This is a genomic window from Acidobacteriota bacterium (assembly GCA_020845575.1).
Classification (GTDB): Bacteria; Acidobacteriota; Vicinamibacteria; order Vicinamibacterales; family Vicinamibacteraceae; genus Luteitalea.
The window spans coordinates 1-15,089 of the sequence record JADLFL010000031.1 but is presented as its reverse complement, the minus strand read 5'-3'; the positions used below and the strand labels follow the sequence as shown (position 1 = coordinate 15,089).

General features: G+C 67.5%; 10 protein-coding genes. 1 reads left to right on the top strand and 9 read right to left on the bottom strand.

The window, feature by feature from the left end:
- Window positions 1-97: 97 nt before the first annotated feature.
- The 5 genes from fusA to IT182_08795 all read right to left on the bottom strand — a co-directional run bounded on the left by fusA (window position 98) and on the right by IT182_08795 (window position 7,116).
- A complete protein-coding gene (gene fusA / locus IT182_08815; protein ID MCC6163436.1) occupies window positions 98-2,209 on the bottom strand; it encodes an elongation factor G in 2,112 nt (703 codons plus the stop codon).
- A gap of 30 nt (window positions 2,210-2,239) precedes the next feature.
- Window positions 2,240-2,713 (bottom strand): 30S ribosomal protein S7, encoded by a 474-nt coding sequence (gene rpsG, locus IT182_08810; protein ID MCC6163435.1) that lies wholly within the window; start codon window positions 2,711-2,713, stop codon window positions 2,240-2,242.
- 16 nt (window positions 2,714-2,729) lie between these two features.
- On the bottom strand, window positions 2,730-3,104 hold the full coding sequence (locus tag IT182_08805) for a 30S ribosomal protein S12 (GenBank protein MCC6163434.1): 375 nt from the start codon (window positions 3,102-3,104) through the stop codon (window positions 2,730-2,732).
- A 365-nt stretch (window positions 3,105-3,469) separates the two neighbouring features.
- Window positions 3,470-5,587, bottom strand: coding sequence for an insulinase family protein (locus IT182_08800; protein ID MCC6163433.1), 2,118 nt, complete (start codon window positions 5,585-5,587; stop codon window positions 3,470-3,472).
- Window positions 5,584-7,116: an insulinase family protein gene (locus IT182_08795; protein ID MCC6163432.1), complete on the bottom strand. Its 1,533-nt coding sequence runs from the start codon at window positions 7,114-7,116 to the stop codon at window positions 5,584-5,586. Before IT182_08795 ends, IT182_08800 begins: the two co-directional genes overlap by 4 nt.
- Window positions 7,117-7,195: 79 nt before the next feature.
- Here IT182_08795 and IT182_08790 point away from each other — a divergent pair, with 79 nt between their 5' ends.
- Window positions 7,196-9,034, top strand: a complete 1,839-nt coding sequence (locus IT182_08790; protein ID MCC6163431.1) for a protein kinase — start codon at window positions 7,196-7,198, stop codon at window positions 9,032-9,034.
- 6 nt (window positions 9,035-9,040) lie between these two features.
- On the opposite strand, the gene IT182_08785 is transcribed toward IT182_08790, so the two are convergent.
- The 4 genes from IT182_08785 to IT182_08770 all read right to left on the bottom strand — a co-directional run.
- On the bottom strand, window positions 9,041-10,426 hold the full coding sequence (locus IT182_08785) for a hypothetical protein (GenBank protein MCC6163430.1): 1,386 nt from the start codon (window positions 10,424-10,426) through the stop codon (window positions 9,041-9,043).
- A gap of 223 nt (window positions 10,427-10,649) precedes the next feature.
- A complete protein-coding gene (locus tag IT182_08780) occupies window positions 10,650-13,349 on the bottom strand; it encodes an ABC transporter permease (GenBank protein MCC6163429.1) in 2,700 nt (899 codons plus the stop codon).
- Window positions 13,342-13,674 (bottom strand): PadR family transcriptional regulator, encoded by a 333-nt coding sequence (locus IT182_08775; GenBank protein MCC6163428.1) that lies wholly within the window; start codon window positions 13,672-13,674, stop codon window positions 13,342-13,344. Before IT182_08775 ends, IT182_08780 begins: the two co-directional genes overlap by 8 nt.
- Before the next feature lie 152 nt (window positions 13,675-13,826).
- Window positions 13,827-15,089 (bottom strand): DNA-directed RNA polymerase subunit beta' (locus IT182_08770; protein MCC6163427.1); only part of this gene is annotated, 1,263 nt, incomplete at its 5' end.

The window sequence follows — 15,089 nt, the reverse complement described above, 5'->3', positions numbered from 1 at the left end:
GTCGATGTGGCCGATCGTCCCGATGTTGACGTGCGGCTTCGAACGGTCGAACTTCTCTTTCGCCATTGCGACTGGTCTCCGGTTCTACTGGCCCTGACTACTGCCTGGCTCCCTGCATGCGGGCGATGACTTCCTCGGCCACGTGGTTGGGCGCCTGCTCGTAGCGATCGAAATGCATCGAGTAGGTCGCGCGTCCCTGCGTCCGCGAACGCAGGTCCGTGGCGTAGCCGAACATCTCCGACAGTGGCACGCGCGACGCGACGATCTGCGTGCCACCCAGGTCTTCCTGCGACTGGATGTGCCCGCGGCGGCTCGCGATGTCGCCCATGATGTCGCCCATGAACTCCTTGGGCACCACCACCTCGACGCGCATCACGGGCTCGAGCAGCACGGGACGCGCCTTCTTCGCCGCGTCCTTGAACGCCATCGAGCCGGCGATCTTGAACGCCATCTCGTTGGAGTCCACGTCGTGGTACGAGCCGTCGTACAGCTCGATCCCCACGTCGTCGATCGGGAAGCCCGCGAGCACACCCGTCGTCAGCGCCTCCTTGATGCCTTCGTCGATCGGCTTGATGAATTCCTTCGGAATCACGCCGCCGACGATCTTGTTCTCGAACAGATACCCCTCACCCGGCTGACGCGGGATGAGACGAATCTTCGCGTGACCGTACTGCCCACGGCCGCCCGTCTGACGCACGTAGCGGCCCTCGCCCTCGGCGGCCATCGTGACGGTCTCCTTGTAGGCGACCTGCGGCTTGCCGGTGTTGGCCTCGACGTTGAACTCGCGCTTGAGGCGGTCCACGATGATTTCGAGGTGCAGCTCACCCATGCCCTCGATCACCGTCTGACCCGTCTGCTGGTCCGACTTCACCCGGAACGTCGGGTCCTCGGCCATCAGCTTGCCGAGCCCCACGCCCAGCTTCTCCTGGTCGCTCTTGCTCTTCGGCTCGATGGCGAGCGAGATCACCGGCTCGGGGAAGTCCATCGACTCGAGGATGACAGGCGCCTTGTCGTCGCAAATCGTGTCGCCGGTCATCACCGACTTCAGACCCACGGCCGCGGCGATGTCGCCCGCGTAGACTTCCTTGATCTCCTCACGCTTGTTGGCGTGCATCTTCAGCAGACGCCCGATGCGCTCGGTCTTGCCCTTCGTGCTGTTGAGCACCGACGAGCCAGAGGTCATCACGCCCGAATACACGCGGATGAACGTGAGCTGACCGACGAACGGGTCGGTCATGATCTTGAACGCGAGCGCGCTGAACGGGGCCTTGTCATCGGCCGGACGCTCCAGCACTTCTTCCGCGTTGTCCACCGCGACGCCCTTGATCGACGGAATGTCGACAGGCGACGGCAGGTAGTCGACCACCGCGTCGAGCAGCGGCTGCACACCCTTGTTCTTGAACGCCGATCCGCACAGCACCGGCACGAACGGCGCCTCGGCACGGTGGTGCACGGACTCATTCACGCGCTTGCGAATCGCACCCTTGATCTCGTCCTCGGTGAGCGCTTCGCCGCCCAGGTCCTTCTCGAGCAGCACGTCGTCGCTCTCGCTCACCTTCTCGAGCAGCTCCTCACGATACGTGTCGGCCTGCGCCTGCAGGTCGCCCGGGATGTCCTCCAGCACGTAGTCGGCACCCATCGTCTCGTCCTTGTAGACGATGGCCTTCATCCGCACCACATCGACCACGCCGCGGAACTTGTCCTCGGTGCCGATGGGGAACGCCAGCACGCAGGGGTTGCCCTGCAGACGGCTCTTGATCTGATCCACCGTGCGCTCGAAGTTCGCGCCGATGCGGTCCATCTTGTTGATGAAGCAGATGCGCGGCACGTGGTACTTGTCGGCCTGGCGCCACACCGTCTCGGTCTGCGACTCCACACCCGCCACCGAGTCGAACACCGCCACCGCACCGTCGAGCACGCGCAGCGAGCGCTCCACTTCGGCCGTGAAATCCACGTGGCCCGGCGTGTCGATGATGTTGACGCGGTGCTCGCGCCAGAAGCACGTGGTCGCCGCCGACGTGATGGTGATGCCCCGCTCCTGCTCCTGCTCCATCCAGTCCATCGTCGCGGTGCCTTCGTGCACCTCGCCGATCTTGTAGGTGATGCCGGTGTAGAAGAGGATGCGCTCGGTCGTCGTCGTCTTGCCGGCATCGATGTGCGCCATGATGCCGATGTTGCGCGTACGACTGAGAGGTACCTGACGAGCCATGGTGTCGAAAACCTGAAAGAATTTCCCCGCTTACCAGCGGTAATGCGCGAACGCCTTGTTCGCCTCGGCCATGCGGTGCGTGTCTTCACGCTTCTTCACGGCCCCACCGCGCATGTTGCTCGCGTCGAGCAGCTCGTTGGCGAGCTTCTCTTCCATCGTCTTGCCGTCGCCACGCGACCGCGCGTAGCCGACCAGCCAGCGGATCGCCAGCGACAGACGGCGATTGACGCCCACTTCGATAGGCACCTGGTAGTTGGAGCCGCCGACGCGCCGCGACTTCACTTCCAGGCTGGGCTTCGTATTGTCGATGGCCTTCTTGAAGACCTTGAGGGGCTCCTCGCCGGTCTTCTCCTGGATCATCTCGAAGCTCTTGTAGAGAATCCGCTCCGCCGTGCTCCGCTTGCCATCGCTCATCACCGACCCGATGAACTTGGTGACCAGGGCGCTGTTGTACAGCGGATCCGGCGTGACCTCGCGCTTGGCAATCTCTCGTCTACGTGGCATGTGACTTCAGCTCCTGCTACGACTTGGGCCGCTTGGCGCCGTACTTGGACCGGCCCTGCCGGCGGTTCGCGACGCCCGTGGCGTCCAGCGTGCCCCGCACGACGTGATAGCGGACACCCGGGAGGTCCTTCACACGCCCCCCGCGAATGAGCACCAGCGAGTGCTCCTGCAGGTTGTGGCCGACACCCGGGATGTAGGTCGTCACTTCGATCTTGTTCGTCAACCGCACACGCGCCACCTTGCGGAGCGCCGAGTTCGGCTTCTTGGGGGTCTGCGTGAACACCCGGACGCAGACACCGCGCTTCTGCGGGCTCTCCTGCAGCGCAGGGCTCTTGGTCTTGTCGATGACCGCTTCGCGGCCCTTGCGAACAAGCTGACTGATGGTCGGCACAGTGACTCCACCTGCACGCGCGTCGCTCGAGACGACAGACACGCATCCGGACACGCCTCGTCAGGCGTGCCCGTCTCGGACTTGCCTCCGTGCCGCCGCTTGCGAGGCGACACGGCGTCCCGGGCCTGAAAGCCTGCATTACGGCAGACCTGGCACCCGGGACTGGGTACCCTACGTCTTCGAAGTTGTCGCGTCGCGGTCCGTCACTCGGAACGACCCGCTCGGATGTGCCCGCCAATCCCCGCCGCCAAACCACCGCGGCGCCCGGGATCCGGGCCTCACTTCGTGTGGCTCGGGGTCAGATAGGGTGTCCTGACCCCGACGAAACCTTGCGAGCGTATCACGGCAAGGGCACGCATGCAACCCTACTTCACCTGCACGCTCTTCACGGTGGCGCGCTGGGCCACCGTGCCGCCGACAGACGATGTGCGGGTGTGTGGGAGCGAGAGGCCGCCGACGGCCTTGTAATCGCCGTATTCGGTGAGCACGTCGGCCGGCGCGCCAGTCGGACCGATCCCGCGCGCCAGGAGGCTCCGGATCTGGCCGGTGGCCGGGTCGATGCCCGCCGTCACGCTCTCGCCGCCGACGTCGATCCGCAGCAGCGTGACGGCCGTCTCGCCCACGCGCCCCTCGCCCGCGGCCACCGCCGTGAAGCCCGCCTCGCCACGCCGCTGCAGGAGGAACATCGGCGATCGCTGGATCTGCTTCAACAACTGCACGCGCTGCGCCTCGGGCAGCGGCATCTCACCCTGTGGACCGCCTTCCACCGTGCCCTTCTCCCCGGCAATCGTCATGGTCATCGCGCCCATCGGCGTCACCAGCACCTGTCGCACCCGATCGGGAAGCGTCACCTCCAGCGTCGACTGCAGGTCGATCTCGCCCTGCGGCGTGGTCGCCGTCAGCGTCGTCTCCTCGCGATAGCCCTTCACCGCGTCGACGGCCGCCGCCCCTCCCAACGCCTCGACCGCCTTCGCGACGAGCGCGGCGCCGGCCTCGGCGGCCCCTGCCGCAGCCGGACCTGCCGGCGCGGCGGGGGCCGCCGACGGCGGTTCGGGGATCGTGATGTCGAGCGTCGTCACCGGTCCGAACGTCGAGAGCGGCTTGTCGCGTCCCTCCGTCGGCCCGACGACGAGGATCGCGAAGCGATCGGGTGCGATGTACTTCTTGGCCACACGCGCCGTATCGGCAGGCGTGACCTTCTCGATCCCGGCGCGATACCGCTCGAGCCAGTCGGCAGGCAGACCGTAGTACTCGTAGGTCACCTGCTGTCCCAGCACCTGTCCCGTCGTCGCCGAACTGAAGATGAAGGAGTTGAGGATCGCCTGCTTCGCCCTGGTGATCTCCTCCTCGGTCGGTGGCTCTGTCACGATGCGCCGCGCCTCCGCCACGAGCGTCTCGATCGTCTCTGCCGTCGTCGACGTCTTGGTACTCGTGCTCATCGAGAACGGCGCCACGCGCGTGTAGTGGCTGCCCACGGCGCCACTCACCGAATACGCCAGTCCCTTCTGCGTCCGCACCGTCGAGAAGAGCCGCGACGTGAAGCTGCCGCTCAACACCTCATTGAGCACCTGCACGGCGTAGTAATCGGGGTCCGTACTCTTCAGGGCGCTCATGTGGCCGACTCGGAGCGACGACTGTGCGACGTCGGTCTTGACGGCCTCGAACACGCCAGGGGTCGACTGCGGCCGTGGCGCGGGGAACGCGATCGTCTGCTTCGGCCCGCGCGGCCACGCGCCGAAGACGCGCGTCACGGCCGCCACCGCATCCTTCGTCGTGATGTCGCCGTGGACGGCGAGGATCGTCTGATCCGGGTGGACGTACCGCGCGTGCCACGCCACGAGATCGTCGCGCGTGATGGCCGCAACCGACGCATACGTCGCCTGTCGTGCGAACGGCGTGTCGGCGCCGTACATCAACTTGCGGAATTCGCGACCCGCGATGCCGTTCGCATCGTCGTTCTGCCGCGCGATGCCTGCCTCGATCGCACGGCGGGCCACGTCGAGACGCCCCTGATCGAACCGCGGCTGACGCAGCACGTCGGAGAACACCTGCAGGACCTCGTCGAAGTCCTGCTTCAACACGCTCATGCCTGCCGTTCCCGAGTCGTCACCGATGCCTGTCTCGATCGATGCCGCACGCCCTTCGAGAAAGCGATCGAGCGCGTCCGGTGCAAGTGCCTGCGTACCACCGGCGCGCATCTGCGAGCCCGTGAGACTCGCAACGCCGAACGTGTCGGCAGACTCCAGCAGCGATCCCGTGCGGATGCGCGCACTCACGCTGACGAGCGGCAGCTCGTGATCCTCCATCACGAGCACCACCAGACCGTTCGGCAACACGGTTCGCGTGGGACGAGGCAGCGAGAAGGCCGGCAGCGGCGGGTACTGCAGTTCATCGACGGTGGCGACCTGCGCGTCGGCGGCGAGCGGCAGTCCCGCACCGGCCATCAGCGCCACGAGCGCCGTCATGATGCGCGAGCGGATCATCGCGTGCCTCCTGCGGCAGGCGCCGCCTCGTTCTCCAACCGGGCCACCGTCCTGTTGGGCGCCTTGAACACGTCGCCGGCCACGCGCCGGATGTCGGCCTTGGTCACGGCGTCCGTGCGCTCGATGTAGCCGAAGATGTCGCGCCAGTCGCCTGTCAGCGTCTGATAGGTGACCAGCTGGTCGGCCAATCCGCTGTTGCTCGCGAGGGAGCGAATCAGGTCGGCCTTCGCCCGTGTCTTGAAACGGGCGAGCTCCTCGTCGGTCACGTCCTGGTCGACCATGCGCGCGAGCTCGGCGTGCAGCGCTTCGGCCACCGTGTCGTTGGACACGCCGCGCGCGGGTACCGCGAACGCGATGAACAGGTGCGGATACTTCACCCCGGGCAACCCGCTGCCCACCTGCGCCTGCACGGCGACCTTCTGCTTCTCGACGAGCGAGGTGTACAGCCGCGACGTCCTGCCGCGGCCCAGGATCTCCGCAATCGCGTCATACACCGCGTCGTCCGGATGCAGCGCCGACGGCCGGTGATAGCCCTCCAGGTACATCGGCTGCGCCTGCTCGCGCAGCGTGATCACGATCTCCGCCGTCTGCGGCGGTTCGATGGTCCGCAGCGGCGCGGGCGGATCGCCCTTCGGCAACCGGCCGAAGTAGCGCTCCAATGTCGGGATGATCTCGGCCGCCTTCACGTTGCCGACGATCGCCGTGACCATGTTCGCCGGCACGTAGTACTGCCTGGCAAAGGCCTCGGCGTCGGTCATCGTGAAGCGCTGCAGATCGCTCATGTACCCGACTGTCGGCTGCTTGTAGGGATGCGCGATGAACGCCGTCCCCAGCAGCCGCTCGACGAGACGTCCGATGGGCTGACTGTCGGTCCGCTGCCGGCGCTCCTCCATGACCACGTCGCGTTCCTTGTAGAACTCGCGGAACACCGGGTGCAGGAAGCGCTCGGATTCGAGATAGGCGAACAGTTCGAACTTGTTGACGGGCAGCGAGTAGTAGTACGTCGTGGCCTCGGCACTCGTGCCGGCATTGAGGCCCACGCCGCCTTCCCGCGAGACGGCATCGTCGAACGCGTTGGGCACGACGAAGGCCTGCGCCGCCTCCTCCTTCTCCTTGAACACCTTCAGGAGACGCTCCACTTCGCCGGTATCGGGCTTGACCGCCCCCCGCGCACGTTCGTAGGCCTGGTAGGCCGTCTCGAGCTCCGCGAGCGCCACCTTCTCTCTGGCGTAATCGGTGGTGCCGAGCCGCGGCGTGCCCTTGAACGCCATGTGCTCGAACATGTGCGCGAGCCCCGTGATCCCGGGCACTTCCTGCGCGGATCCGACGTCCACCCGCGTGGCGAACGAGAACACCGGCGCACCAGGGCGCTCGAGGATCAGGAACGTGTACCCGTTGGCGAGTCTGTGGACCGTGAGGCGCTTCTCGAACGACGCCTGGTCCTGGGCCATCGCGGCCCCGCCACCGGTCACCGCCAGGGTCACCATCGCGGCACACAGCACACGCCGGGCACGCAGGATCGACTGCATTTCGACTCTCCCGTGATGGGGCCGGCACGGCCCCGGCCTATTATGACGGCCAGCCCTCTACACCAGCCGACGCGTACCCATGTCCGAGACGCCCACGCACATCAGCCACTACGAAATCCGGCGCGTGCTCGGCGAGGGCGGCATGGGCACCGTGTATCTCGCGACCGACACGCTGTTGCGACGACCCGTCGCGCTCAAGGTCCTCCGCGCAGACACCGAGGACCAACGCGAACGCTTCAGACGTGAAGCCCGTATCGTCGCACGACTCCAGCACCCGAACATCGTCGCGATCTATACGGTCGGCGAGCACGAGCAGCAGCCGTTCATCGCGATGGAATACATCGAGGGTGAACCGCTCTCGGAAGGCATCCGCCGGCGCGCGCCCTGGAACCTCCAGCGCAAGCTCCTGATGGCGGCCGACCTCTGCGCGGGACTCGCGTTCGCGCATCGCGCGGGGGTCATCCATCGCGACGTCAAACCGTCCAACCTCATCGTGAGCAGCGGGTCGGGCACGGTCCGCCTGCTCGACTTCGGCATCGCCCGCGGCGGCGGAGACATCGGCGCCACCATGGGCCTGACGATGCAGGGCAACATCGTCGGGACCCTGAACTACATGTCGCCGGAGCAGATCACCGGCCAGGACCTCGACCACCGCAGCGACATCTTCGCCGTCGGCCTCGTGCTCTACGAACTGCTCACGTACGAGAAGGCGTTCCCGGGCAACAACCTCGCCACCCTGACCTATCAGATCGTCCACGGTTCCCCGACGCCGCTGCAGGAACTGCTGCCGGATCCCGATCCCGCGCTCTGCGCGGTCGTCGAGCGCGCGATGGCGCGATCGCCAGACGACCGCTATCCACACCTCGACGCGATGCGCACGGATCTGCTGCGCGTGGCCTCCGCGGCGAGTAGGGAATCAGGCGCGCACGCGCCGGAGCCGGGGACCGATGGTCATCACACGGCGGCAAGCCCGCCGCTCATCTGGTCGCATGCACTGGATCGGACGGAGTCGTCCGCAGGTCCCGATACGCCACGGTCGACAGCCCCCATCGACGGTGGAGTCAGGGTCACCGCCGAGGAACCCGTCGCCGCTCCTGCGCCGCCCGTTCGCGGTGCGCGCTGGCCACTCGTGGCAGGCGCTGCCGGCGTCGTGCTCGCGAGCATCCTTGCCGTGGTGTTGTGGACCAGCAGCGGTGGGATGCGTCGCGACGGAGAATCCACTCCGCCGGCGCCCGTCGACGCGCCGCGTACGCCAGGCGAAACGACAGCGGATCCGCGGGTACCTGTCACACCCGCGGAGTCGCCCGAGTCGTCGGGCAAGGCCGACGGTACGCCAGGCACATCCGGAACAATCGCCACGCCGTCGCGCGTGGACGACAGGCACCCGCGCAAGGCTGCCGCCGACGCACCGGTTGCCCCCGTGACGATGGATACGCGCGGTGGCGAGGGTGCCCGCGATACCACGCCCGTCACGCCACCACGTGAGGCTGTCTCGCCACCGCCGGTCGTCCCGCCACCGGTGACGTCGGGCGAAACGCGTCCCGTCACCGAACCGACGCCGCCTGTCCGGCAGGCAGAAGCGGCAGGACCGAGTGACGAGTCGTTGATCCAGACGCAGCTCACCAACTGGGCCCGCGCGTACTCGGCGCGCGACGCACGCGCCGTCGACGCGGTGCAGCCGGGCGCGTATGGCGCGCTGCAGGACCAGTTCAGCCAGCTGCGCAGCGTCGAACTCGCGCTCAGCGGCTGCCGCATCTCGGTGGACGCGACGTCGGGCTCGGCCTCGGCCGACTGCGCCGAGTCGTTCGTCGCCGAACTCCGCGTCGGCGGCCGCCGCACCACCGACACTCGTCGCCGCGTGTTCAGCCTGACAAAGGCGCCCACGTGGCGCATCACGGCGACCCGGATCGTGAGATAGGCACTCCTAAAACGTGTAATCGATTCCTACCGTAACCGTGGTGCGGCTGCGGAGGCCGGCGTTGGTGACCGGGAGCAACACGTGCGCCGACAGCAAGGCGCGTGATCCGACGCTGACCTTCGCGCCGACGGCGGCCAGGCCCATCGTCAGCGAGCCTTCGCTGGCCTGGAACTCGCGGAACGACTGCGACTGCAGCACCGGCGACACCACCGGCTGGCCCTGCGGCGAGTACGGGAACGTGCGCTCGCCCACGTGCAGGCGGCCGACATTGCGCAGGGTCCGCCCCATGAACTCACCAAGCAGCGTGAGCCGATCGGTCGCAGCGAACTCCACGCCGCCATTGAACTGGAGCTCGTCGGGCGGCGTGCTGCTCGGCAGCAGGACGCCCTGCAGCGTCTCGTCGTTGCCGATGTAGGTCCCGACGTCCGTGTTTCCGCTGAACGTGTACCCGACGTTCACGTGCTGCGCGAACCTGTCGGTGCCCGTCGACACCACCAGCCCGACACGTCCCTGCAGCGCACCTGTGCCGAGCAGGTTCTCGGCATCGCCCGTCGGAAGCCGCAGGTCGAACGTGCCGGCCAGCCCCTGTGCGCCCTGCTGGAGGAAGTTGTACTTGGTGCGCAACGTCACGTCGCCGATGCCGCTCGCGCTGCGCGAATCGAAGAAGGACTTCCGCGACACGTCATGTCCCGTCTCGAACGTGTGTACGAGCGGCTGGAACGCCGTCCCGAGCCTGACGATCTCCGCGTCGGCCCGCGCTTCGAGCGACACCTTCACGAGCGGCACCGTCACCGCCACGTCCAACCGATCGGTGATGCCGTAGGTGGCAAAGAACGCCGTCGTATCGGTCGCCGCCTTCATCGCCACACGGACCGTCACGATGTCGGACTCGAATCCGGGGTTGAGCAGGTTGCCATCGCCGGTGGCCTGCAGGCCGACCTGCGCCGGACAGCAATCGTTGTGCGGCAGCAGGAACTGCAGCGAGCCGTCCTCGAGATCCTGCCCCTCGAACTGGTCGTACGACGTACGCTGATACGCCGCACCCACCGAGAAGCGGCCGCGGCCGATGGTCATCGTCCGCTCGCCGAACGACGGTCCGAAACTGCGCGTGCGCCGCACGGGCAGCCCCGTCGATTCGTCGATCTGGAACGAGAACGCGCCGCTCGACGAACCGATCGGAAACGTCGCGAACTGCGTCGCGAGCAGACGGTTGAAGTTGAGCACGACCTCGGCCGCGTCGAGCTGGAACCCGCGCCCCGATCGGGGGTCGGTGCCCACGTACAACTCGTTGAGCGGCGTGAAGTGCGCATCGTGCGGCACGGGCGTTCCCGCGTCGAGTCTGATGCCGTTGAGGATGAGGTTGGGCAGAAGCCCTGCGACACCCTCTGGCATTTGCGCATGCGCCGCCGGCGCCCCGACACACACGGTCAGGACCGCCATTCCCAACACCCGCAGTTTCTTCATTGTCGTCCCCCCGCAGTGCTCAACGCCGAAGCACAGGGAGGACGAACACGGGCCGAGCATCGGAGACCCCGCCTCCATCAGGTGTAGCCGCCGGATTTCATCCGGCGGGCGGAGATCACCGACTGCCGGACAAGTCCGGCAGCGTCTACACCTACTCCCGCAACACCACCGCGGGATGGACGCGCAAGGCGCGCAGCGCGGGGACGATGGCGGCCAGGGTCGTGGTGAGAACGACGACGACGATGACGACAGCGAATGTCGTGGGATCGACGGCCGAGACGCCGTAGAGCAGCGTGGCGAGCGCACGACCGGCGGCGAGCGCCAGGAGCAGGCCGACCACCGTACCGCCGACGAGCGTGCGCCACGCGGATCCGAGCACCACACGCAGCACGTCGCCGCCCCGTGCGCCGAGTACGCGTCGCAGGCCGAGCTCACGCCGACGCTGCTGCACCGCATACGCCATCACGCCGAACAGGCCGACCATCGCCATCACGAGCGCCAGCGCCGCGAATGCGGCCACGAGCAACGCGCGGAATCTGTGTCCACCTGAAGCGGACGCCGCGACCGCCTCGAGCGTGATCGTGTCCCGTACGCTCACGAGCTGATCGCGATCGACACGTCCGATCGCCGCCTTCACCGATGGTGCGAGAGCAGCGGACGAACCCGACTGCGGGCGCACCAGGAGGAACACGTCACCCACGGCGAACTGCGTGAGCGGCACGTAGATCTGCGCGAAGGCGTCCGTTTCGTCAGGACGTCCCTTGACCTGTCGCGCCACGCCCACGATCTCGCGCACGACCGGCGGCGACTCCGGCCCATCGCCCGACCTCACCTCGAGACGCGCGCCGACAGCCGTACGCCCAGCCAGGTACCGCGCCACGAACGCCTCGTTGACGATGCAGACAGGGACCGTGCCGTCGCGATCGCCGTCGGTGAACGCGCGCCCCGCGACGAGAGGCAGGTCGATGGTGTCGAAGTAGCGCGAGCTCACGATCTGGTGGTCGGCGGTCGGGTACCTGCCGTCCGCCGGCAGCGGTTCGCCCGTCACATGGAACGGCACGTCTCCGAAGTACGACCGGCCCAGGGGCAGCGTCGTGGCGAACGCGACGTCTCGCACGCCGGGCACCGCCGAAATCTCGGTCCGCAGGTCTTCATACAACTGCAACTCCGAGGCGTCGTCCGGATACCGGCTGCTCAGCGGGTCGATCGTCATCGTCAGCACGCTCTCGGCGCGGTAGCCGCGGTCGGTCCACGCGACGGCCATGAGCGTCCGCAGCAGCAGGCCAGCCCCCACGAGCAGCAACACCGCTGCGGCGACCTCGCCACCCACCAGCAGCGATCGCAGTCGTTCGCCGCGCCCTGTCACCGATCGCCCCTCGGCGGCCAGTGCCGCGGCCGGCGCGATCCGGGCGGCATGCCATGCCGGCGTCATGCCGAAGAGCAGACCCGCAGCCAGCGTGATCGCCGCGCTCATGGCCGCCACGCGGCCGTCGAACGTGAGCGTCACGAGCGACGGCAGGAGGCCATCTGGAATCACCAGGGGTGCCAAGCGCACGATCCCCGCGCCGAGGGAGAGGCCGAGCCCGCCGCCGACAAGGGCCAGGAGCAGGCTCTCGGTGAGGAGCTGCCGCGCCACGCGTGCGCGATCGGCGCCGAGTGCGGATCGGATGGCCAGTTCGCGACTCCGGGCCGTGGCACGCACGAGCAGCAGCGACGCGATGTTGGCGCAGCAGAGCAACAGCACCGCCACGACAACGCCGAGGAGCAGCGCGCTGGTGAGTCTGAGATCGCGCCCGACGAGGGTATCGCGCATCGGTTCGATCGACACGCTGCGGCCCGCATTGGTCTCTGCGTGCTCGCGAGCCAGTTCCTCCGACACGCGCGCCAGGTCCGCCTGCGCGGCGGCAACGGTCACGCCCGGCTTCAGGCGGCCGATCGCCACGACGTTGTGGAATCCGCGGACTCGCGGCGGCGCGCCGAGGTATGGCCGTATGGCCCACATGGATGTGGGCGTCACCTGCGCCGACCCGGGCGCGATGCCGACGACGGTCCACTGCTCGCCGTCGAGACGGACGGTCGTACCGATCAGCGCCGGATCGGCATCGAAATGCGAGCGCCACAGCGACTCGCTCAGGACGACCACCAACGCCCGGGCACGATCGTCGTCAGCGGTGAAGAACCGGCCGACGATCGGCCGCAGGCCCAGCGCGTCGAAGTAGCCGTAGGTGACCCACTGGCGAGACACCGAGTCGGCGGTCCCGTCGGCCTTGCTCAGGACCATGCTCCCGACGTTGGGCGTGAGGCCGGCGACAGCCTCGACGCTGCGGCCCCTGGCCCTCCAGTCCTCCATGTTCAGAAGGGAGGCGCGTTCGCGCTGCGACGCCGCCGTGCGCTCCCAGATCACCACGTTGCGTTCAGGCTCCGGGAACGGCAGCGGGCGCAGCAGCGTGGCGTCGGCAAGCGCGACCAGTGCACTCGTGGCGCCGATGCCGAGTGCGAGCGTGAGCACCGCCGTGGCCGCAAAGCCGGGCTGACGACGCAGTGTGCGGATGCCGTAGCGCAGGTCCTGCCAGAGATCGCCGAGCAACGCGCTGCGCGGCGTGCCAGGTGCGATGGGCTCCGGCACGTGCGCCTGCTTCAGCGGCCGCATGTACTCCGCGAGCACGTCAGGCTCGACGAGCTCGTCGAGCGACGTCCGCCGCGCCTCCGCCTCCCCGCACCCCTCGCGGAGCAGTTCCTCGTAGCGCTGATCCAGATGCTCGGCGAGCTCCTCGAGAATCTCGTGCTCGCGGGACGGATCGAGGCGCAGGGTGGCCAGGCGCTCACGCACCAGCGGCTTCCAGTCAGGCATGGTCGGCTCCCGTGACGAGCGACATCGCAAGGACGAACGTGCGCCACGTCTCGCGCTGCGCGCCGAGCACACGCGTGCCGTCGGGCGTGAGCGCGTAGTAGCGGCGACGGCGCTGGCCCGCCTTCTCCACCCAGCGCCCTTTCAGCCAGCCGCGTTCTTCGAGGCGATAGAGGAGCGGGTAGAGCGACGCGACGTGGAAGCGCAGGTGGCCGTGGGATCGCTCCTCGATCAGCTTGCTGATCTCGTACCCATGCCGCGCCTGCGTCTCGACGATCGACAGGATGACGAGCTCGGCGGCGCCCTTCTTCAGCTCGCGATCGAGCATCCGTCCCTCAATAGATGGCATAGACATATATGCTATGCCCATCCGACGAGTGCCGGAGCGAAAAGGTTCGCGACACGAAAAAAGGCCAGGGGTTGAAACCCCTGGCCTCCACAGGAATGTTGGTGCCGACCCTGCCGTGGGTGGTGGGTACCCTACTCGACCACCTCGCCGCGGTCCCGGTCGAGGAGTTCGTCGGGGTCGGTCAGGTAGTCGATGTCGCGGTCGGCGTCCATGTCCTCGTACGGCGCCTGCGGCGACGGCGGCGGCGTGTCCGACGGGATGTGGACGTGCGAGTACGCGTAGAAGCCCGTCCCGGCCGGGATGAGCCGGCCCATCGTGACGTTCTCCTTGAGACCGCGCAGCGTATCGGTGCGCCCGCTGATGGACGCCTCGGTGAGCACGCGCGTGGTCTCCTGGAACGAGGCCGCCGAGATGAACGAGTCGGTCGAGAGCGACGCCTTGGTGATGCCGAGCAGCATCGGGCGTCCCTTCGCGGGCACGCCACCAGACGTCACCACGCGCTCGTTCTCCTCGATGAACCGGAACCGATCCACCACGTCGTCGATCAGGAACTCGGTGTCGCCCACATCCTCGATCTTCACCCACCGCATCATCTGCCTGACGATGGTCTCGATGTGCTTGTCGTTGATGTTGACGCCCTGCAGACGGTAGACCTCCTGGATCTCGTTGACAAGGTACTTCTGCAGCTCCTTTTCGCCGAGAACGTCCAGGATGTCGTGAGGGTTGCGCGGGCCGTCCATGAGCGGTTCGCCCGCCTTGACGCGCTCGCCTTCCTGCACGTTGATGTGCACGCCGCGCGGCAGAGCGTATTCGCGCTGCTGCCCGTCTTCGCCGACCACGTAGATCTTGCGCTGGCCCTTGCTCACTTCGCCGTACTTCACCGTGCCGTTGATTTCGGAGATGATCGCGGTTTCACGGGGCTTGCGGGCCTCGAACAGTTCCACCACGCGCGGCAGGCCGCCCGTGATGTCCTTGGACTTCGTGGTTTCTCGCGGGATCGTCGCGAGCACGTCGCCGGCATGAACCTCCTCCCCGTCGCGGACCATCAGGTGCGCGTGCGTGGGCATGAGGTATTTCTTGGTTTCCGAGCGCGAGCCGGTCGCGCCTTCCGGGCGGACCTGAATCATCGGCTGCCGCTTCTCGTCGGGTGAATCCACCACCACGAGCTGCGACATGCCGGTGAGCTCGTCCACTTGCTCCTGCAGGGTCAGCCCGTCCACCAGGTCCTTGAAGTGAATGGCGCCGCTGATCTCGGTAAGAATCGAGAATGTGTACGGGTCCCACTCGAGCAGAATCTGGTTCTGTTTGACCGGGGCGCCGTCCTCCACCAGAACGCGCGCGCCGTAGACCACCGGGTAGCGCTCTTTTTCGCGTCCCTTGTCGTCCACCACCGC

Coding starts and splice junctions, on each gene's coding strand:
- IT182_08780 (MCC6163429.1), bottom strand. CDS start 13,349: ATGCCTGACTGGAAGCCGCTGGTGCGTGAGCGCCTGGCCACCCTGCGC.
- rpsG (MCC6163435.1), bottom strand. CDS start 2,713: ATGCCACGTAGACGAGAGATTGCCAAGCGCGAGGTCACGCCGGATCCG.
- IT182_08800 (MCC6163433.1), bottom strand. CDS start 5,587: ATGATCCGCTCGCGCATCATGACGGCGCTCGTGGCGCTGATGGCCGGT.
- IT182_08775 (MCC6163428.1), bottom strand. CDS start 13,674: ATGCTCGATCGCGAGCTGAAGAAGGGCGCCGCCGAGCTCGTCATCCTG.
- fusA (MCC6163436.1), bottom strand. CDS start 2,209: ATGGCTCGTCAGGTACCTCTCAGTCGTACGCGCAACATCGGCATCATG.
- IT182_08790 (MCC6163431.1), top strand. CDS start 7,196: ATGTCCGAGACGCCCACGCACATCAGCCACTACGAAATCCGGCGCGTG.
- IT182_08785 (MCC6163430.1), bottom strand. CDS start 10,426: ATGCCAGAGGGTGTCGCAGGGCTTCTGCCCAACCTCATCCTCAACGGC.
- IT182_08795 (MCC6163432.1), bottom strand. CDS start 7,116: ATGCAGTCGATCCTGCGTGCCCGGCGTGTGCTGTGTGCCGCGATGGTG.